20 protein-coding genes are annotated in these 19549 nt (G+C 66.5%); 9 read left to right on the forward strand and 11 right to left on the reverse strand.

Features of this window, described 5'->3' with window-relative positions; genetic code table 11:
* Window positions 1-5: 5 nt before the first annotated feature.
* The 3 genes from A37U_RS54880 to glnA all read right to left on the reverse strand — a co-directional run bounded on the left by A37U_RS54880 (window position 6) and on the right by glnA (window position 3340).
* Window positions 6-599, reverse strand: coding sequence for a DUF3558 domain-containing protein (locus A37U_RS54880; RefSeq protein WP_083933546.1), 594 nt, complete (start codon window positions 597-599; stop codon window positions 6-8).
* A gap of 3 nt (window positions 600-602) precedes the next feature.
* Window positions 603-929: a hypothetical protein gene (locus tag A37U_RS0115655; protein WP_157182851.1), complete on the reverse strand. Its 327-nt coding sequence runs from the start codon at window positions 927-929 to the stop codon at window positions 603-605.
* A gap of 968 nt (window positions 930-1897) precedes the next feature.
* Complete coding sequence (glnA, locus tag A37U_RS0115660) at window positions 1898-3340, reverse strand: type I glutamate--ammonia ligase (RefSeq protein ID WP_020497592.1); 1443 nt, start codon at window positions 3338-3340, stop codon at window positions 1898-1900.
* Window positions 3341-3557: 217 nt separating this feature from the next.
* Between glnA and A37U_RS0115665 the strand changes: the two genes are divergently transcribed.
* Entirely contained in the window at window positions 3558-4052 is a 495-nt protein-coding gene (locus A37U_RS0115665; RefSeq protein ID WP_020497593.1) for an RDD family protein, read from the forward strand.
* Between the two features lie 12 nt (window positions 4053-4064).
* On the opposite strand, the gene A37U_RS0115670 is transcribed toward A37U_RS0115665, so the two are convergent.
* Window positions 4065-4787 (reverse strand): DUF4191 domain-containing protein, encoded by a 723-nt coding sequence (locus A37U_RS0115670; RefSeq protein WP_020497594.1) that lies wholly within the window; start codon window positions 4785-4787, stop codon window positions 4065-4067.
* Between the two features lie 43 nt (window positions 4788-4830).
* Here A37U_RS0115670 and A37U_RS0115675 point away from each other — a divergent pair, with 43 nt between their 5' ends.
* The 5 genes from A37U_RS0115675 (at window position 4831) to A37U_RS51540 (ending at window position 8285) form a co-directional block, all read left to right on the forward strand.
* A complete protein-coding gene (locus A37U_RS0115675) occupies window positions 4831-6993 on the forward strand; it encodes an ATP-dependent DNA helicase UvrD2 (RefSeq protein ID WP_020497595.1) in 2163 nt (720 codons plus the stop codon).
* Window positions 6994-7077: 84 nt separating this feature from the next.
* Complete coding sequence (locus A37U_RS0115680; protein WP_020497596.1) at window positions 7078-7284, forward strand: hypothetical protein; 207 nt, start codon at window positions 7078-7080, stop codon at window positions 7282-7284.
* Window positions 7285-7407: 123 nt separating this feature from the next.
* Window positions 7408-7764 (forward strand): WhiB family transcriptional regulator, encoded by a 357-nt coding sequence (locus A37U_RS0115685; protein ID WP_020497597.1) that lies wholly within the window; start codon window positions 7408-7410, stop codon window positions 7762-7764.
* 101 nt (window positions 7765-7865) lie between these two features.
* Window positions 7866-8021, forward strand: a complete 156-nt coding sequence (locus A37U_RS51535; protein WP_156365344.1) for a hypothetical protein — start codon at window positions 7866-7868, stop codon at window positions 8019-8021.
* A gap of 81 nt (window positions 8022-8102) precedes the next feature.
* Entirely contained in the window at window positions 8103-8285 is a 183-nt protein-coding gene (locus A37U_RS51540; protein ID WP_157182852.1) for a hypothetical protein, read from the forward strand.
* Here the strand turns inward: A37U_RS51540 and A37U_RS43930 are convergent, their stop codons facing one another.
* The 5 genes from A37U_RS43930 to A37U_RS52595 all read right to left on the reverse strand — a co-directional run bounded on the left by A37U_RS43930 (window position 8286) and on the right by A37U_RS52595 (window position 12565).
* Window positions 8286-9188, reverse strand: coding sequence for a hypothetical protein (locus A37U_RS43930; protein ID WP_020497600.1), 903 nt, complete (start codon window positions 9186-9188; stop codon window positions 8286-8288). It abuts the gene before it with no gap.
* 159 nt (window positions 9189-9347) lie between these two features.
* Entirely contained in the window at window positions 9348-9773 is a 426-nt protein-coding gene (locus A37U_RS0115705; RefSeq protein WP_020497601.1) for a VOC family protein, read from the reverse strand.
* 40 nt (window positions 9774-9813) lie between these two features.
* Complete coding sequence (locus tag A37U_RS0115710) at window positions 9814-11118, reverse strand: ABC1 kinase family protein (protein WP_051111654.1); 1305 nt, start codon at window positions 11116-11118, stop codon at window positions 9814-9816.
* 60 nt (window positions 11119-11178) lie between these two features.
* Complete coding sequence (locus A37U_RS43935; RefSeq protein ID WP_020497603.1) at window positions 11179-12261, reverse strand: TOMM precursor leader peptide-binding protein; 1083 nt, start codon at window positions 12259-12261, stop codon at window positions 11179-11181.
* 151 nt (window positions 12262-12412) lie between these two features.
* Window positions 12413-12565, reverse strand: coding sequence for a DUF5679 domain-containing protein (locus A37U_RS52595; protein ID WP_020497605.1), 153 nt, complete (start codon window positions 12563-12565; stop codon window positions 12413-12415).
* Between the two features lie 175 nt (window positions 12566-12740).
* Between A37U_RS52595 and A37U_RS0115730 the strand changes: the two genes are divergently transcribed.
* Window positions 12741-13280 (forward strand): M48 metallopeptidase family protein, encoded by a 540-nt coding sequence (locus A37U_RS0115730; RefSeq protein WP_020497606.1) that lies wholly within the window; start codon window positions 12741-12743, stop codon window positions 13278-13280.
* Window positions 13281-13299: 19 nt separating this feature from the next.
* On the opposite strand, the gene A37U_RS0115735 is transcribed toward A37U_RS0115730, so the two are convergent.
* Complete coding sequence (locus tag A37U_RS0115735; protein ID WP_020497607.1) at window positions 13300-14712, reverse strand: zinc-dependent metalloprotease; 1413 nt, start codon at window positions 14710-14712, stop codon at window positions 13300-13302.
* An 85-nt stretch (window positions 14713-14797) separates the two neighbouring features.
* Between A37U_RS0115735 and A37U_RS0115740 the strand changes: the two genes are divergently transcribed.
* The gene (locus A37U_RS0115740) at window positions 14798-15862 is read left to right on the forward strand and encodes a YlbL family protein (protein ID WP_169526883.1); all 1065 of its coding nucleotides are present in this window, start codon (window positions 14798-14800) and stop codon (window positions 15860-15862) included.
* A 14-nt stretch (window positions 15863-15876) separates the two neighbouring features.
* Here the strand turns inward: A37U_RS0115740 and A37U_RS0115745 are convergent, their stop codons facing one another.
* Window positions 15877-16437: a PPA1309 family protein gene (locus A37U_RS0115745; RefSeq protein ID WP_420806234.1), complete on the reverse strand. Its 561-nt coding sequence runs from the start codon at window positions 16435-16437 to the stop codon at window positions 15877-15879.
* Between the two features lie 81 nt (window positions 16438-16518).
* On the opposite strand from A37U_RS0115745, the gene A37U_RS0115750 reads away from it, so the two are divergent.
* A complete protein-coding gene (locus A37U_RS0115750) occupies window positions 16519-19491 on the forward strand; it encodes a UPF0182 family protein (RefSeq protein ID WP_026197265.1) in 2973 nt (990 codons plus the stop codon).
* The last annotated feature ends 58 nt before the right edge of the window (window positions 19492-19549 follow it).

Genomic DNA, 19549 nt, shown 5'->3' on the forward strand with positions numbered 1-19549 from the left:
AAATCTCAGCCCGCCGACTTCAACGTCCGCACAACTTCCGTGGCCACCTTGGTTACGGCATCACACGGTTTCACGTCGCCAGAAGGCTGCGAGTAATCGACCGCAACAGCTTGATCATCGGAAGCGCCTATTACCACTCGGCAGTCTCCGGGACGTTCCGGTCCTCCGGCTTCGTGCACTACTGGATACCCGTCAATAGGGGGACGAACCTCGAAAACAGGAGATTCTTTGCGTTGGGCATAGATATAAGATAGTCCGCCGCCCCCTTGAAGGAATCCAACATCTGCCATGGTGCTAGTAGAACCCATCCACGTACATTTGTCTGTAAGTCCCCTCCGGTGCTCCGGCTCGCCTGTTGTGCCAATCCCGAGGGACGCACTGAGTGATTTCAATTGTTCCGGAGTCAGGGCGCTGCATGGATCTGTTTTGAACTTTTGAGTGTCAAGCGGCTTATCTACGTGGGGAGCGCCATGCAATTCTTTCGTCTGCGAAGGGGATGACTCCGCCGAGGTAGGCGTGCCCGTGATCGGGTCAGAACACGAAGCAAGAACGAAGGCTGTGGCACCAAGCGCGAGTACTCCCAGTGTAGCGGTACGCAATGGCTACCCTTTACTCTCGGCCTTATCAAACTTTTGCAGAGTGAGCTTATTTACCAGCTCTGAATTATTGTATGCTTTATCGATGGCAACAAGTTCTGTCAAGGCGTCAGTTATTTCCTTGAGGCGCGCCTGGTGATTCGCACGGAAAGCATTGTTGGTGTTGACGAGGGCTTGGTGGAATTGACCGGTATAGTCTGAACGCCCGGGCGGTACCACGTCTTTAAGGGAATCTACATCGCTTTGCATCTTCGTAAGCTTGTTGTAGGCGTCCTGTAGCGTCTTCATCGCGTTCTGCATCGCGGCGCTGTCGTACTGCATGCTTCCTGGCATCGGGTTCCCTCCCTCGACCAACCGCTTGCGCCTCGTGTTTGGCGAGTGTAGCGGACCTATCACTGGCGTAGTACCGGTTCTGACAAGTCTCTCGCTTCGGCACTCGGACGCGCGAGGAGGGGCGACGGTTCCGCCGAAGCCGAGACGGCTGGCGATGTCCGTTATGCGCGTTATACACAGCTAACCGCGAAGTAAGTCCACCTGTTCGCCACCGAGTTGGGGGATTGACTTGTAGTGGTCGGATTGTCGACCTGGGACAAGGCCGTCTCCGTCGGGCGGCAGGATGGGGCGCCTAGGCCTGCTTCCTGGAGTCGGCTCGGTGCTGGTGTCGCTTCGGCGTGAGGTTTCGCCGTTGTCATGTGTGGGGGATGACGGCCTTCCTCTTGGGTTCACATGGGTCATCAGCATGTGCCTGCCGCAGCGTGGCCGAGGGGCGACACACCGCCGCGTCCGGCGCGGCCCGTGCTTGGAAGATCTCATCGAACCGACCCCGCGCAAGCCGCCGCGCGTCGGCGTCCACCCATGCCCGCGCAGCGACTGGTCAGCACCGGCGAAGCGGAGAGGGCCGTTGGTGTGCACCGCGCCACCCTCGCCCGCTGATGGCATGAAGGACGTGTTGAGCCCGCCTCGTCACCCAAGGAAGCTCGTCACCCTAGGAGGACAGGCTCGCTGGGTGTCTACCAGCTTCGTCGGGCACTGCAGGGGTAACCAACGAATCGGCACAGCTCGAGCTCTGCAGACACGCACTCGATCAACTCTCTGAACAGCTGCCGCCACCGGCTCCGAACTGCGCCGCCTCCTCGGCGGCCTGGTCTGAGCTCGCTCGCGCCATCGTCCACAGTGGACGGATGGGGGGCTGGGGCACATGACAGCAGAAAACGACGGAAGACGCTGCGATCCGTTGAAATTGGTTATCGCAGGTCAACCGTCGTTCTCTGAGATTCGCCGCTGGTGATCAGCCCGGCTGATCAGACGTCGTAGTAGAGCGCGAACTCGTAGGGGTGCGGGCGCAACCGCAGCGGGTCGATCTCGTGCTCGCGTTTGAACGCGATCCAGGTTTCGATGACGTCCGGGGTGAACACGCCGCCTTCGAGTAGGTAGTCGTGGTCGGCTTCGAGAGCGTCGAGCACGGATCCGAGGTCGGCGGGCACTTGCTGGACGTCGCGGGCCTCTTCGGGCGGTAGCTCGTAGAGGTCCTTGTCGATGGGTGTGGGCGGCTCGATCTTGTTCTTGATGCCGTCGAGTCCGGCCATCATCATGGCGGAGAAGGCGAGGTACGGGTTCCCGGATGCGTCGGGGCAGCGGAATTCGATGCGCTTGGCCTTGGGGTTGTCTCCGGTGATCGGGATACGTACGCAGGCGGACCGGTTGCGTTGGGAGTAGACGAGCGAGACCGGGGCTTCGTATCCGGGCACCAGGCGGTGGTAGGAGTTCACCGTGGGGTTGGTGAAGGCGAGCAGTGAGGGCGCGTGGTGCAGGATGCCGCCGATGTAGTGCCGTGCGCTGTCGGAAAGGCCCGCGTAGCCGGACTCGTCGTGGAACAGCGGCTGTCCGTCTTTCCACAGTGACTGGTGGCAGTGCATGCCGGAGCCGTTGTCGCCGTAGAGCGGTTTGGGCATGAAAGTGGCGGTACGTCCGGCCTGGTGCGCGGTGTTCTTGACGATGTATTTGAACAGCTGCAGGTCGTCGGCGGCGTGCAGCAGGGTGTTGAATTTGTAGTTGATCTCGGTCTGGCCCGCGGTGCCGACCTCGTGGTGCGCGCGCTCCATGGTGAAGCCGACGCTCTCGAGTTGCAGGCAGATGCGGTCGCGCAGGTCGCCGAAGTGGTCCTGGGGCGGGACGGGGAAGTAGCCGCCCTTGAACCGGGTCTTGTACCCCTTGTTGCCGCCCTCTTCATCGGCACCGGTGTTCCACCAGGCCTCGATGGAGTCGATCTCGTGGAAGGAGGCGTTCTCGGCGGAGTCGAAACGGATGGAGTCGAACAGGTAGAACTCCGCCTCGGGGCCGAAGAAGACCGTGTCGGCGATGCCCGATTCGGTGATGTACTGCTCGGCCTTGCGCGCGATGTTGCGCGGGTCCCGGCTGTAGGGCTCACGGGTGAACGGGTCGTGCACGAAGAAGTTGACGTTGAGTGTCTTCTCGGTGCGGTACGGATCGACACGCGCGGTCGTGAGGTCCGGCAGCAGCAGCATGTCGGACTCGTGGATGGACTGGAAGCCGCGCACGGAGGAGCCGTCGAATGCCAGCCCTTCGGTGATCGCGTCAGCGTCGAACGCCTTCGCGGGCACCGTGAAGTGCTGCATGACGCCCGGCAGGTCGCAGAACCGAACGTCGACGAACTTCACCCCTTCGTCAGAGATGAACTCGAGTACCTCGTCGGTAGTTTGGAACACCGTCACCTGCTCCTTCATCGTGGTTGCAGTCTCCGGCGAATCTATGTTCGAGGTGTTGCTCGACCATCACCCGCAGGTTTCGCTCACGTTAACCGATTCGTGAAGGCGACGATCGAGCGAGCATCGTAGCGAGCCCCGGCGAGCGAGGAGCGGAGCGAGTGAGGAGGCGAACCGAGGACACAGCCGTGACGAGCGCGATACCGTGCGCACGAATGGGCGAGGCTATCCTCGCTGTGTGAACGATACGCAGCGTTCGAGCAGGTGGACGGGGTCGTGGCTGTCCGGGCCGCCCACGGCCGATCAGGCTGACCGGCAGGCCTACCCCGGGGAACGTCTCGAGCTGCCGGAGTCGGGCAAGGGCTCGGTGGCCTCGATGGGGCGCAAGCTCGGCGCACTGCTGGTAGACCTGGTGATCGCCGGACTGATCGGCGCCCTGTTCCTGCGTGCGAATCCGACCGACACCCCGGCGATGCTGCAGCAGAATTACGTCAGTGTCGGGATCTGGTACGTGATCACCGTGATCGGGCACGGCTTCTTCGGGTTCACCCCGGGCATGGCGCTGCTCGGGCTGCGCGTGGTCCGCATGGACGGCACCCAGCTGGTCGGGGTGCCGAGGGCGGCACTGCGCACCCTGCTCATCGCGCCGATCGTCCCGGCCTGCGTATGGAACAGCGACAATCGCGGCCTGCACGACCGGGCCTCGGGCACGATGGTGCTCAACGCGCGCTGAGCACCCGGCTGCTCAGCGGCGGCGGATGGTGCGCTGCACGTTGCGCATCTTGGCGCCCTGCGGGGTCGGCCCCTTGGGCATGGCCGCGCCCTTGGTGCCGAGCGCGGTGACCCGTTTCTCGATCTCGTCCACCTGGTTGGTGGTGATGTTCCGGGGCAGCCGCATGAGGTGGCGCTGCAGCTTGGACAGCTTCACCTGGCCTTCCTCGTCACCGATGATGACCTCGTAGATCGGGGTCTGCCCGATGACCCGGGCGATGCGCTTCTTCTCCTGGGAGATCAGCGACTTGACCCGGTGCGGCGCGCCCTCCGCGACGAGGATCACCCCCGGCCTGCCGACCACTCGGTGCAGCGCGTCGAGCTGGGTGGTGCCCGCGACCGCCTGCTTGACCCGCCAGCCACCGCGCAGCTGGTCGAGTGCCCAGGCCGCGGCCCCCGGCTGCCCGTCCGCCTTCGCGTAGACGTTGCGCTGCACTCGCCGCCCGAACACGATCACCGCGCCGAGCACACCGAGCACCACGCCGAGCGGGAGCAGGATCCATGGCTGCCCGATGATCCAGCCGATGGCGAACACCACGGCAGCGATGACGATGAAGGTGCCGAGCAGCCACGGGATGAGGCCCTTGTCCTCGCGAAGCTGCATCTTGAACGCTTCGAAGAACTGCCCGCGTTTCTGCTTGCGTTCGGCACGCTGCTGCTGCTTTTCCTGCGCCGAGGCTTTCTCCTTACCAGCCATGCCTACCAGGATACGGCCGGGAGTGTCGTAGGCATCTGCGAGGATGGCTGAGAACGCTCTGCTGATGCGCGAGGGAGGACCGAGGGAGTTGGTACCGACACTGCTCGAGGGGCTCGATGACGAGCAGCGTGCCGTGGTGCTCGCTCCGCGCGGTCCGGTCTGCGTGCTCGCCGGTGCGGGGACGGGGAAGACCAGGGCGATCACCCACCGCATCGCGCAGCTGGTCACCGCGGGGCACGTCGCGGCTGGTCAGGTGCTCGCGGTGACGTTCACCGCCCGCGCGGCGGGGGAGATGCGCACCAGGCTGCGTGCGCTCGGCGTGGCCTCGGCGCAGGCGCGCACCTTCCACGCGGCGGCGTTCCGCCAGCTGCGGTACTTCTGGCCCAAGGTGATCGGCGGCGCCCCGTGGGATCTCGTGGAGCGCAAGCTGCAGCTCGTCGGGCGGGCGGCGCATCGTTGTGGCGTGTCCACCGAGCCGGAATCGCTCCGTGATCTCGCCTCGGAGATCGAGTGGTCGAAGGCCTCTCTGATCACCCCGGACGGGTACGCCACCGCCGCGAGCAGGGCGCATCGGGACACTCCGGTCGCGCCCGAGCTCCTCGCGAAGGTGTACGCGCTCTACGAGGAAGCCAAGACCGCGGCACAGGTGCTCGACTTCGACGACCTGCTGCTGCACACCGCCGCAGCGCTGGAGGACAACGCCGAGGTGGCGCACGAGTTCCGGGACCGGTACCGCTGCTTCGTGGTGGACGAGTTCCAGGATGTGACCCCGCTGCAACAGCGGGTGCTGGAAGCGTGGCTCGGCGGGCGCGACGATCTGACCGTCGTCGGCGACGCCAACCAGACGATCTACTCCTTCACCGGTGCCTCGCCGCGTCCGCTGCTCGATTTCACCAGGCGGTTCCCCGAGGCGACCCTGGTTCGCCTCGAGCGGGACTACCGTTCGACCCCGCAGGTCGTCTCCCTCGCCAACCAGGTCATCGGGGCGGCGCGCAACCGCCCCGCGGGAACCCGCCTGCGCCTGGTTGGCCAGCGGAAGCCGGGACCGGAGCCCGAGTTCGCCGAGCACCCGGACGAGCATGCCGAGGCGGCCGCGGTCGCGGGGCGGATCAAGCGCTGGATCGCCGAGGGGGTCCCGGCGAGCGAGATCGCCGTCCTGTACCGGGTGAACGCGCAGTCGGAGCGTTACGAGCAGGCGCTCGCCGATGCCGGGGTGCCGTATCTGGTCCGCGGCGGGGAGCGGTTCTTCAACCGGGTCGAAGTACGGCAAGCGCTTGCGGCGCTGCGCACGGCCGGGGAGACGAGCGAGCCATTGCCCGGCAGGGTGCGCGAGCTGCTGGCTCCGCTCGGGCTCGCCGCCGAACCGCCCGAGGGCGGCGCAGCGCGGGACCGGTGGGGTTCGCTGCTGTCACTCGTCGAGCTCGCCGAGGAACTCACCGCGAGCGTTCCGCAGGCGGGGGTCGCGGATTTCGTGCGCGAGCTCGAGCAGCGTGCGGACGCGCAGCACCCGCCGAAGGTGGAAGGGGTGACGCTCGCTTCGCTGCACGCGGCCAAGGGGCTCGAGTGGGATGCCGTGTTCTGTGTCGGGCTCGTGGAGGGCACGATGCCGATCCAGCACGCGGAGGGGGACGAGGCCGCGATCGAGGAAGAACGACGGCTGCTCTATGTCGGTGTCACGCGCGGGCGTGAACGGCTGTCGTTGTCCTGGGCGCTTTCCCGGCACGAGGGCGGAAAACCGAATCGCAGGCGCAGCCGGTTTCTCTATGGGGTGATTCCCGAGGATCACCCGGCAGCGCGATTGCCGAAATCCGCGGGCCAGAAAACCGGGAAACGCGGCGGCACCTGCCGGGTCTGCGGCGGGCCGCTCACCGGTGCGCTGGCCGTGAAACTCGGCCGTTGCGATCATTGTCCGTCCAATGTGGACGATGAATTGCTGGCGCGGCTCAAGGAATGGCGCTCGGCGAAGTGCAAGTCGCTCGGCGTGCCCGCCTACGTCGTGCTGACCGATGCCACACTGCTCGCGATCGCCGAACAACAACCGGCCGATACCCGTGCGCTCGTCGCGATCCCGGGGATCGGCGCGACCAAGCTCGAACGGTTCGGCGAGGATGTCCTTGCCCTGGTCGGGGGCGATCTGGTCGCCGTGACGGGGCTCGCGGAAGAAGATTCCAAAAAAGAGTTGCACCCGCGTACCCGATCCGAATAGCCTGCAAGCACCGGGTTCAACGTGGCCCGTGGATGGGGAAGGGTTCCCCGGCGCCGGTTCCCGAGCGGGGCGGCGTGCGTAGCGATGAAGGAGGTGGCCGAAGTGGTTTTGAAGTTCACGGAGATCGACGGTCACCTCGGCGCTCATGGTCAGTTCGAGCGCGCCTGCGCACAGTCCGCCGGAATCACTCGCGCGCGCCGTAGCACCGTCGGCGTGCAGATGGCGGTCGAGCAGGTCGTGATGACCCCAGATATGCCGATGCTGTCGTCCGTACCGGACCGATGCCCTTGACCCACGAGGACCCTCAAGGCATGAGAAGGCCGCGGACCGTCATCGGTTCCGCGGCCTTCTTGTGTTTCGGGGGCCGTACTCCACAACCGAATATCGAACCGAGGAGACAAGGAGAGAGAGCAAGTGTTGACCGCAACGGTTCCAGTCGACGGTGGAGCCGTACCCGAACTCGACGAGGAATCCTGTACCGGCATCGCAGGTGTCCTCGACGCAGCCGGGACGGGCCGTACCGACTTGCCGTGCCAACTCGGCAATCCGGACCTGTGGTTCGGGGATACCCCGGCCGAGTTGGAAAAGGCCAAGAAACTCTGTACGGACTGCCCCATCAGAGCAGAGTGCCTGGCGAGTGCCCTGTCCCGCGGTGAGCCGTGGGGCGTGTGGGGCGGCGAGATCTTCGAAAGAGGAGCCGTCATCGCTCGCAAGAGGCCGAGGGGACGTCCGCGCAAGAACCAGACCAGGCAGGAGGAATTCGTCGCATGAACCGCATCCGACTCGTCCAGACCGTGAATCGGCGATACGCCGAGAAGACCCCGATCCCGACTTCCCGACCGACCGGGCTACGAACGAAGGAGACCAAGCGAATGTTGATCTACGAGGATATGTCGAGAATACGAATGCGCGAGGACCAGCGCGTGGCCGCCGAACAACGCACTGCGAACCGGATGCTGGCGATTCGTCGCTGGGAACGGCTCGCAGGCTGGGCGGCGAAGCGCGCCGCGAAGGTCCGCGACAGCTGACCCGCGCCCGCGGGGATTTTTTCCGCGTCTCGCCGGTCGGGGATGCTCCGGCGACCCCGGCCGGTGAGTACCGTGATCGCGATGGATGCCGACGCGATCGCATGCGGGCGCTGTGGTCTGGCGCTCGGGCAAGAGGCACCCGCTGCCGAGCGGCTGACCTGGGTGCACGAGCGGACACCGGAGCGGGACTCCTGGCTGTGCCCCGCGTGCGCCCGGCTGCATCTGCGGGATATCGAGGGCAAGCTGCCGACCGAGTACTGGTGATCACGGTGTGTGGCTTGCCGATCGGTCGCCCGCCATGAGGTAGGCCGTCTCGAGCAGCGTGCGCACCCGCGCCGCGTCCCTGGCGAGCATGCGCGGCGGGGTGTGCACGGCCGCCCTGCCCTGCTCGTTCAGCAGCTTCGCGTGGTGCCCGCTCGGAGTGAAGTCCCAGCTGAGATCGAGGTCCGGCCAGTGCGCCGAAACCACGGTCAGCGGCCTGTCCTCGGCGTCGGTGAGCGCGGCGTGCCATTGCGGCGCCGGGATCCGGCTCGCCGCGCAGATACGGCGGGCCCGCTGCTCGTTGATCGAAGCCAGCTTGCCGGAGAGATCGCGCAGCCGGGCGCGCACGGTCGCGGCGCCGCGCTGGCTGCCCTGTTCGAGTTCGGTCTCGAGTTCGAACAGCGAGCACAGATCGTCGCGCAGGGTGGCCAGCAGGATCTGGTCCACCGATTCGCCACCGGGTTGTTTGCGCGCCGCGTCGATACAGGCCCGTGCGGGGGCGGCGAGCGGGACCCCGTCGGCCTCGATGGTCCGTGGAGTTCGCGTCGTGCGCTCCACGATCACCCCGGACGGGCTGCCCACCCTCCGGTTCGCCGGAACGAGGACGTGCACCGATCCCCGCGGAACCTCCAGCCGCGCCCCGTGCCGCCGCAGCGCATCTGCCCCGGTCAGCACGGTCCCAGGACCGAGATGTGCGAACACGGCGCGCAGGAACTGCTCGCGGTTCGGCGGCCCGGAGTGCAGCAGGACGACCTTGCCGAACAGCCGTTGCCACGGCCCGCAGGTCCGGCACCGGGTGGCGATCGCGTGCTCGGAGATCCCGGCCGCTTTCAGTTTCGCCAGCGTCGTGACTCCGTGATCCGCGGTATCCGTTGCCCGCTCCGATACGGGTTTGCCGGTATTCACACACTTTGGGTGTTGTTCTCTGAACATGGAGTCAATGATGCACGGCTGGTGAATTCCCGGCCTGCAATTTGCCAAAAATGTGGACAACTAACCTCGTGAATGGTCCATTCACACCATGGTGTGGATAACTCCGTTGAGGAATTGTGGACAACTCACGATTCAGCGCTGTTCGGCGTGCTGCTGGCTGATGTTGACCATCCAGCTGATCCCGAACTTGTCCACGAGCGAGCCGGCCTCGTCGCCCCATGATTGCTTCTCCAGAGGCAGTGTCACGGTGCCACCCGCGGACAGCTTCTCGAAGTGGTCACGGAGCTTGGTGTCCTCGCCCTCGAGAAAAAGCGCGACGTTGTTGCCCGGCCGGAGCGGCACCCGCTCCGGGACATCCCATGCCATCACGGTGTAGCCGTCCGGGGTGCGGAGCACGGAATGCATGATCTTGCCGGTATCACCATCGGGTGCTTCCGGTGAGCTGAAATCGCCGTACGTGCCCAGCTCCAGCTTCCCGCCGAGGACTTCCTGATAGAACTCCATCGCTTGCCGCGCGTTCCCGTCGAAGGCGATACACGGATTGAGCCGGGATCCCATCCGATGCTCCTTGCTGTGCGTGCGAACAGTGCGAGACTGCTCAGTGCTGTTCGGCGTGCTCGTCCTCGAAACCGTCGAGCCAGCGGTGGGCGATTCCGCGCACCGGAACCTGGGCGCCGAGCTGGCAGAGGATGCCGGTGAGCCCGCCGAGTACCCGGACGACCAGCACGTACTCCGGCGGGAGATTGAGCATCCGCCCGGTCTGGAAGTCCTTGCCGCGCAGGTCCGTCACCCGTTCGGCCTCGACCCGCAGCCAGTCCCGGCTGAACTGGAACCGGTCTTGGCGCCAGGCGTCGACGAACGGCGCGAAGAAGGCCTGCACGGCGTTCGCGTCGACCTCGACGTGTTCGCGCACGTATCCTTCCGCGCGCAGCATGGCGAGTAGCTCCTCGGGGTCGTCGTGCAGCGCGATGGTGGCGATCTCGCCGAGACCGCGCGGGCTGCCCTCGGGCATCCTGGCGACCGCGCCGTAATCGATCACGGCCATCCGGCCGTCCTCGAGCAGCATGAAGTTGCCGGGATGCGGGTCGGCGTGCAGCAGGTGCGCCCTGTTCGGCGAACTGAACCCGAACAGGGCCAGCAGGTAGCCGGCGTGGTCCCGTTGTTGCTGGTTCCCCTCGGCGATGATCGTGGCAAGCGGAGTTCCGGTGATCCATTCGGAGACGAGCACCTTGGGGGCACTCGCCACGACCCTGGGGACCACGAACAGCTCGTCGCCGGCGAACGCCTCGGTGAACGCGCGCTGATAGTTCGCCTCGGTGCGGTAGTCCAGCTCCTCGACCACGCGCTCCTGGATCTCGGCGAGCAGCGGTTTGACCTCCACACCCGGCTGCACGGCCTGGATCAGCTTGGAGAACCGCTGCAGCTGGCGAAGGTCCGCGTACAGCGCCGCGTCGGCGCCGGGGTACTGCACCTTGACCGCGACGGTGCGCCCGTCCCGGTAGACCGCGCGGTGGACCTGGCCGATGCTCGCCGAGGCCACCGGTTCCTCGGTGAACTCGGTGAACCGCTCCCGCCACTGGGTGCCGAGCTGCTCGGTGAGCACCGTCTGCACGGTCTCGAAGGGCATCGGGGGAGCGGCCGACTGGAGCTTGGTGAGTGCCTCCCGGTAGGGCGCGGCCATGTCCTCGGGTACCGCGGCCTCGAACACCGAGAGCAGCTGGCCGACCTTCATCGCGCCACCCTTGAGCTGCCCGAGCACGGTGAACAACTGCTCGGCCGTCTTCGCCGAGATCTCCGCGTTGATCTGTTCGGCGTTGCCGCCCGCGATCCGCCTACCGAACCCGCCGACGACCCGGCTGGCCACGCCGAACGGCAGGCTGGCCAGCCTCGCGGTGCGTTGCATCGATTTGCGCGGGAGTTCGTCACTCACCCTCGCTAGTTTGCCGTGCACCGGCGCAGGTAACTACCCCCTCTCCCGTGTTGCTTGGCGTGCCGGATGTGATTCGGATGACGGTGCCGGCTCCTGCCCTGCTTGCCGTTCGCACGTGCACGCGGGATTCGGGGGCCACGTGCGCCACCGCAGGTTCAAGGTGTCCGGTTCGACGTCCACCGCGGCGTCGCGCAGCTGCCCGAGCGGATCGCCGTCCAGGAAGCGCAGTGCCTGTGCGCTCGTGATGGCGCTGGTCAGGTGTGCGACGGCGAGCGGGCTGGGCTGGGGCAGATCGGCCAATTGTGTTGCGATGCGCGGCCAGCCGGGATCATTGCCGGTACGCCACAGATCGATACAGCGCACACACCCGGTTTGACCTGGGACGATGAGCGGGCCGATCACTCCGGTCCCGTCCCGCGGATAGGCGAGCAGCGCGGGGATGCCCGCGGAGTGCAGCGCGGTCGCGATCTCCGGCCGGGCCGCCGGGGTGTCGGTGAACAGGACGAGATCGGGGGCGCGTTTCGGGGAGAGTCTGTCGAACCGCGCGGTGCTCGACACGGTGCGCAGCAGCTCCGGCGCGACCGTCGAGCGTGGCCTGCCGACATCGGTCTCGCGATAGCCGGTGCCGCAGTCCTGGGCGCGCACGGTCCCGCTCGCCGCGAGGTGCACGTGCCCGACACCGGCCGCGGCCAGCGCCAGCGCGGTGGCGATCCCGATCCGGCCGTCGCCGTGGATGACCACCGCGGCCCTGGCGCGCGCCTCCAGCACAGCACGCGGGCGCGCACCCTCGAGTGCCCGCGCCGCGAGATCGCCATCGAGCCTGCCGGGAGGAGGACGCGATCCGGTATCTTCGAGCAGCCCGGATTCATCCAGGTCGGTGACGAGTTCGCGGAGCAGTTCCGGTTCCGTGGTGGACTGCAGCAGCTCGGTATAGCTGTGCCTGCCGTCGAGGCCGCGAAGCAGCTCGTAGATGCGCTTCGAGCCGGTGACGCACAGGGCGTGTCCGAGTTGTGCGACGTCCGGGGCCCTGCTGAGCAAGGTGAGGCCCGGCAGCAGCCGAGGACGGCTGGACAGCGATCTTCGCGGAGTGTTCGCGTACTTGGTTATCTGGTTCATGACCGAACCCTGGCACGATTCCGGCCTCGCCTGGAATACCGGCGACCGCGTCAATGGAACCATTGACGCGGACGAATCGAATGTCCGCGCGCGATAGCGACGAAGAATCCGCTGCCGGGCTGGCGCGCGACCAGCGGAGTTACGGTGTCCGTTAGCTGGCTTTGCCCAGGATACGGGTCATTTTCGTGCCGCAGACCGGGCAGGTTCCCTTGGCCATTCGCCGACCGTTGGTCTCGCTGATCTCCCCCTGGAAATCGCGCTTCTCCCTGCACTTGACGCAGTATCCGTTGTACTGATCCGCCACGACTCACACTCCTTGACTATTCCCTTTTTCCGAGGTCGTGATGTGCTCGGTTTGTTCGCACGCTACCCGTGTATGGGTGTCTATTTGTGCATGTGGGCCACGGTGTGTCTGCCCGGGCCGGTGGTTTTCCGGTGAGCGGTCCATTTTTGTCGGTGATCGGACGTACTGTGGACTCGTGTCAGAACCGCGCATCGAGGTGCGCCGCAGTAAGCGCCGAGTCCGCACAGTCAGCGCGTATCGCGAAGGGGACAAAGTGGTCGTACTCCTCCCGGCGCGCATGAACAAACGGGAGGAACTCCATTGGGTGAATGAAATGGTCAGCCGGCTGCAACGCAGCGAACAGCGCAGGCGGTCACCGGCGGGGGAATCGGATGCCGCGCTGCTCGCGCGCTGCCAGCACCTGGCCAAGACCTATCTCGATCCCGCCCTGGTCCCGGAGGCGATCCGCTGGGTTCCGCCGATGCGCACCCGCTGGGCCTCCTGCACGCCGAGCAGGCGCACGATCCGGGTGAGTAACCGGCTGCGCGAAGCGCCGGGCTGGGTGCTCGACTACGTGCTGGTACACGAGCTGACGCATCTCAAGATCGCGGCGCACGACGACTCGTTCTGGGAGATGGTGAACCGCTACCCGCGTGCCGAGCGCGCGATCGGCTATCTCGAAGGGCTGGCCGCGGCCGCGGGCTGGCCGATCGACGAGGAAGCCGATACGGAATAGGTGGACCCGGACCGGGCGGTCAGTCCTGCTCGCCCGGTTCCTCCTCGTCCTCCTTGGCTGCCTGCTCCTCGCGCTCGGCCTGCTTGATCGCGGCGATCGGGTCGTCGGGGATGGCGAACTCGTCCGAGCCCGCTTCCGCTCCGGCGAGCCGGTCGACGAAGTCGGTCGGGTTGTCCAGATCCTCGGCGGTGGGCAGCAGGTCCCGGTGTGACCAGAGCTTGTCCCGCTCCTCAATGCCGAGCCGGTCACCGAGCAGCTTCCACAGGCCGGAGGCGGCACGCAGTTTGCGCGGCCGCAGCTCGAGGCCGACAAGGGTGGCGAAGGTGTGTTCGGCCGGTCCACCGGAGGCACGCCGCCTGCGCAGGGTCTCGCGCAGTGCGTTCGCCCCGGGCAACCGCTCGCCGACGGCCTCGCTGACCACGACGTCGACCCAGCCCTCGACGAGCGCGAGCAACGTCTCGAGCCTGGTGAGCGCGGCCTCCTGTTCGGGGGTCTGTTTCGGCTCGAGCATGCCCGAGCTCATCGCCTGCTCGATCGAGGCGGGGTTGTTCGGATCGATCTGGCCGGCCAGTTCCTCGAGGGCCGCGGTGTCCACGGTGATCCCGCGGGCGAACTCCTCGACGGTGGACAGCAGGCGCTCGCGCAGCCACGGCACGTGCTCGAACAGCCGCTGGTGGGCGGCCTCACGCGCGGCCAGGAAGACCATCACCTCGGACGTGGGGCGCTCGAGGCCTTCGGTGAACCGCTCGATGTTCGCGGGAAGCAGCGCGGCGGTCGCGGGTTTGCCGAGCGGAAGGCCGACATCGGAGGAGGTCAGCACCTCGGAGCCGAGCTGGGCGAGTGCGTTGCCCAGTTGCGAGCCGAAGGCCATCCCGCCCATCTGCCCCAGCATGCCCAGCAGCGCGCCCGCGGCCTGCTTCGCCTCCTCGGGGAGCGCTTCCACCCAGGCGCCCGACATTCGCTGGGCGACCGGGTCGCACAGTCGCTGCCAGGTCTCGAGGGTGTGCTCCACCCAGTCCCGGGCCGACCAGGAGCCGATCTCGCGGGCACCGACCGGCAGGGTCGTCACCGGATCGAGCCACATCTCGGCGAGATGCATCGAGTCGGTGACCGCCTTCTGCTGATCGGCACCGGCGAGCCCGGCCGCGTTGGTGAGCTGCTGCACGGCGATCTGCTTGGCGAGGTCGTAGTTGACCGGTCCGCTCGATGTGCCCGCGTTCGACAGCATCTGACCGAGCTGGGAGAGCATCTGGCCGAGCTGGCCGACGTCGAAATTCTCCCCACCGGGGCCGCCCATGCCGGGCATGCCAGGCATCCCCCCGGGCAGCGCGCCGAAGCCGAACCCGCCCTGCTGCGGGCCCTGCTCGTTCTCGCCTCGCTTGTCGGGCTCCTCGGGCTCGCCCTGAGAGAACCCGAACGGCATATTGGTCATGCCTCCTACCGTACGCGGAGTGCGCGCGAAACGCGTATCGCCGCCTGCGAACAGGCCAGGTCGCCAGGGCTCTAGGCTGGCGCCCGTGAGTGAACAGACCGAGGCGCCGTCCGGGCGCAGGTGGAACAGGCGAACGTGGACGGTGCTGTTCAGTTTCGGACTGGTCATCGTGTTCGCCCTGATCGGCATCTTCGTGCGGGTTCCCTATGTGGCGGTCGGACCCGGTCCGACCTTCAACACCCTGGGCAAACACAACGGTGCGGACGTCATCGAGATCGGCACCGGGCCGAAGACCTATCCGACGACCGGCCAGCTGCGGATGACCACGGTCTCGCTCACCGACAACCTCAGCCTGTTCGCCGCGATGGGGCTCTGGCTCGGTGGCCGGGAGGCGCTCGCGCCGCGCGAGGCGTACTTCCCGCCCGGGCAGTCCCGCCAGCAGGTCAACCAGCAGAACACCCAGGAGTTCGAGAGCTCGCAGAGCAACGCCGAGGTCGCCGCGCTGAGCTACCTGCACTTCCCGAGCAAGGTGTTCGCGAACACGATCGTCAACGGCGGTCCCTCGGACAAGAAAATCAAGGCCGGTGATCAGATCCTCGCGATCGGCGGGAAGAACGTGACCACGGCCAAACAGGTCTTCGACGTCATGCGCAAGACCAAGCCGGGGCAGTCGGTGGATGTGAAGGTCACCGCGCAGCACGGCGGGCAGCCGCGGGACGAGCGGATCAAGCTGGGCAGGAACCCGCAGGGCGACTTCGGTTTTCTCGGGCTCACCCCGACCAACCGGGCCGATGTGCCGTTCAACATCGGCATCCGGCTCAACGACGTCGGCGGTCCCTCGGCCGGGCTGATCTTCGCGCTGTCCATCATCGACAAGCTCACCCCGGACCAGCTCACCGACGGCAAGACGATCGCGGGGACCGGTGAGATCGACAGTGAGGGCCGGGTCGGGCAGATCGGCGGGATCAACTTCAAGCTGATCGCCGCCAAGGAACAGGGTGCCTCGGCCTTCCTCGTCCCTGCGGGCAACTGCGTCGAGGCGAAGGCGACCGCTCCGGACGGGTTGCAGCTGGTGAAGGTCGGCTCCCTCAGCGATGCCGTCACCGACCTGCGCAAACTACGTTCCGGGCAGGCTGTCCCGCACTGCTGAGCGAGCCCGCACTCTTAAGCGAGCGTGGTGCGCAGCGCCTCGACCAGGTTCGGTGCGAGGTCCGGGTGCTCCACGATCTCCTCGGGCTCCTCCTCGTCCTCCGCGGCGCGCAGCCGTAGCACGCAGGCGGCGACCTCGTTCCGGTGCACGACCGCGACCAGGCGGGCCTCCCGGCGCTGGGGGTGCTGCGCGGCGAGCTGTTCGAGGTGCTCGTCGTCCTCACCGAGCTCGTCCACCTCGGCCTGCGCCTCGGGTGGCAGGATCACGATCTCCTGGGCGAGCGCGCAGCCGTGCACCGTCTCCGGCCATTCGATCTGTGCGAGCGCCTCGCCGATATCCTCGGCGGGCAGTCCCTCCTGGGCGATCGGGGTGAGCTCGGCGGCCTCCGCGAGCTGCTCGGCGAGCTCGGGCTGTTCGGCGATCAGCACTCTCGTCGGAACGAGCGCGAACAGCTGTGGGCCCTGGTCCCAGCCCGCCGATCCGACGAACTCCTCGATTTCACGGGCGAGGCCACCGAGCATCGCCGCGCTCGCGTCTTGTTCTGCCACCGCCCCATCGTGGCACGCCGTGTGCATCCGGGAACTGGTGGCGTGGTCAGGCACGTTAGGGTCGGGCAAGGGGATGTACTCGACGTTGACCTGTGTGGAGCGTGTCTGGTGGCCAGTCGGCCTGCGGGAGCACTGCCGAGGTTGTCTCGGCGCAGCAAGATACTGATCGGTATCGGGGTATTCATCCTCCTGGTCCTCGTGCTCGGGAACCGGCTGCTGGCGAAATACGTGGACTGGCTCTGGTACGGCGAGGTGAACTTCCGCTCGGTGTTCGGCACCCAGCTGGTCACCGAGATCGTGCTGTTCTTCGTGGCCGGGGTGTTCATGGCGGGCGCGGTGCTGCTCGCGATGTTCCTCGCCTATCGGACCCGCCCGGTGTTCGTGCCGGTGACCGGCAGCGATGATCCGCTCACCCGCTACCGGGCGACGATCGTGCGCAGGCGGAAGCTGTTCATCATCGGGATCCCGGCGCTGATCGGGCTGATCACCGGGTGGACCGCGACCGCGCAGTGGCAGACCGTGCAGCTGCTGTTCAACGGCGGCTCCTTCGGCCAGACCGATCCGCAGTTCCACATCGACATCGGCTTCTACGTCTTCACCCTGCCGTTCATCCAGTGGATCAAGAGCCTGCTGTTCGTCGCGATCACGCTGTCCTTCTTCGCGGCGCTGATCACCCACTACCTGTTCGGCGGGATCCGGCTCGCCGGGCGCGGGGGACAGATCTCGGTGCCCGCGCGCATCCATCTCGGGCTGCTCATCGGGCTGTTCGTGCTGCTCAAGGCGGGCGCTTACTATCTGGACCGGTACGAGGCGCTGTTCTCCGGGCACTCGGACAAGTTCGACGGTGCCTCCTACACCGATGTCAACGCGCTGCTTCCGGCGAAGCTGATCCTGTTGTGCATCGCGGTGTTCTGCGCGGTCGCGTTCTTCGTCGGCGCGTTCATGCGCAATATGCAGCTGCCCGCCATCGCCTTTGTGCTGATGCTGCTCTCCGCGCTGCTCGTGGGGACCGTGTGGCCGCTGCTGATGCAGCAGTTCTCGGTGAGCGCGAACGCGCAGCAGAAGGAAGCGCCCTATATCGAGCGCAACATCCAGGCGACCCGGCAGGCCTACGGGATCACCGGCGACAAGATCGACAAGATCCCCTATGACCCGGGCAAGTCGGCGAAGCCCATCTCCCAGGTCAACCAGGACGACCCGACCATGTCGAACATCCGGGTGCTCGATCCGGCCATCCTCTCGCCGACGTTCACCCAGCTCGGCGCGGGGAACAAGAACTTCTACGGGTTCCCGGACAATCTCGGAATCGATCGGTACACGGTGGGCGGCAAGAAGCAGGACTACATCGTCGCCGCGCGGGAGATCGATCCGAACAAGCTCGCGAACACTCAGCGCGACTGGATCAACAAGCACCTGGTCTACACGCACGGGAACGGTTTCGTCGCGGCACCGGCCAACCAGATCAAGTCCGGTGACGAGGGCGGTTACCCGGACATCAAGATCAGCGATCTCGACCATCCAGGCGATGGCGGGCTGCGGGTCAATCAGCCGCGCATCTACTACGGGCTGCTCAACCGTTCGCCGGACGACTACGCGATCGTCGGCGGTGGCACCGGCGCGCCGCGCGAGTACGACGCGGACAACAAGCCCAAGTACACCTATCAGGGCTCCGGCGGAGTGCAGATCGGCAACTGGTTCAACCGTCTCGCCTTCGCCGCCTACTACACCGAGCGCAACTTCCTGTTCTCGAACGACATCGACGACAGCTCGCGGGTGATCCTCAAACGGGATCCGCGTGACCGTGTGCAGGCCGTCGCGCCCTGGCTGACCACCGACGGCGACCCGTATCCCGCGGTGGTCAACGGTCAGGTCGAGTGGATCGTGGACGGGTACACCACGCTGTCCAAGTACCCGTACTCCCAGTCCACCCCGCTCGCGCAGGCGACCAACGTGTCCACGACCGGGGGCAGCGTCCGGCCCCAGGAGGACCGGAACATCGGCTACATCCGCAACTCGGTCAAGGCTACGGTCAACGCCTACACCGGCAAGGTCAGCCTCTACTCGGTCAACGATCAGGACCCGGTGCTCAAGGCGTGGGAGCGGGTATTCCCGGGGACCGTGAAGCCCAAGAGCGCGATCCCGCCCGCCCTTTCCGAACACTTCCGCTACCCGGAGGACCTGTTCAAGGTGCAGCGGGACCTGATGGCGAAGTACCACGTCAACAATCCCCAGGAGTTCTACTCGCAGAACAGCTTCTGGAGCGTGCCGAAGGATCCGACCTACCACGAGGAGAACACCCCGGCGGCCCAGCCAGGATTGCGGCCGAGCAGGGAAGCGCCCGGTCAGCCGCCCTACTACGTGCTCGCGCAGGCGCCGGGACAGCGATCCCCGACCTTCCAGCTGACCTCCACGTTCACCCCGTTGAACCGGCAGAACATGGCCGGCTGGCTCTCCGCGTCGAGCGATCCGCGCAATTACGGCAAGTTCACCATGCTGACCCTGCCGTCCGGGGCGCAGACCCGGGGACCGTTCCAGACCCAGAACGCCTTCGACACCAACCCCGCGTTCACCACCGACCGCACCCTGTTCGGCAACAAAGATGTCGAGCCCAAGTTCGGCAACCTGCTGACGCTCCCGGTCGCGGGCGGGATCATGTACGTGGAGCCGGTGTACATCCAGCGCAACGGCCAGGACTCGTACCCGAACCTGGCCAAGGTGCTCGTCTCCTACAACAACCAGGTGGGCGTCGGGAACAACCTGCAGGACGCGCTGAACAAGCTCACGCCGGGCTCGGACAGCGCGCCGGGAAGCGACGAGGGCGACGAGGGGCAGCAGCCGCCCTCCTCGTCATCCAGCCCGCCGCCGAACACGGGCGGGGGTGGTGGCGGGGCCAGCCCGCAACTGTCCTCGGCCGTGCGTGACATTCAGAGCGCACTGGCGCAGGTCCGCGACGCACAGCGCAATGGTGACTTCGGCAAGCTCGGCGAGGCCTACAAGCAGCTGGACGAGGCCACCAAGCGCTTCGAGTCCGCACAGGGCAATCAGTCCGGTGCCAACGGCGGCCAAAGCGGAGGTGGCTGAGCGGCGAAAACGCGGTAACCACCCCCCGTGCAACGGGCCGTGGAGGCGTGGGATAGAG

The organism is Sciscionella marina DSM 45152 (assembly GCF_000379465.1).
In the GTDB taxonomy this organism is placed as follows: domain Bacteria; phylum Actinomycetota; class Actinomycetes; order Mycobacteriales; family Pseudonocardiaceae; genus Sciscionella; species Sciscionella marina.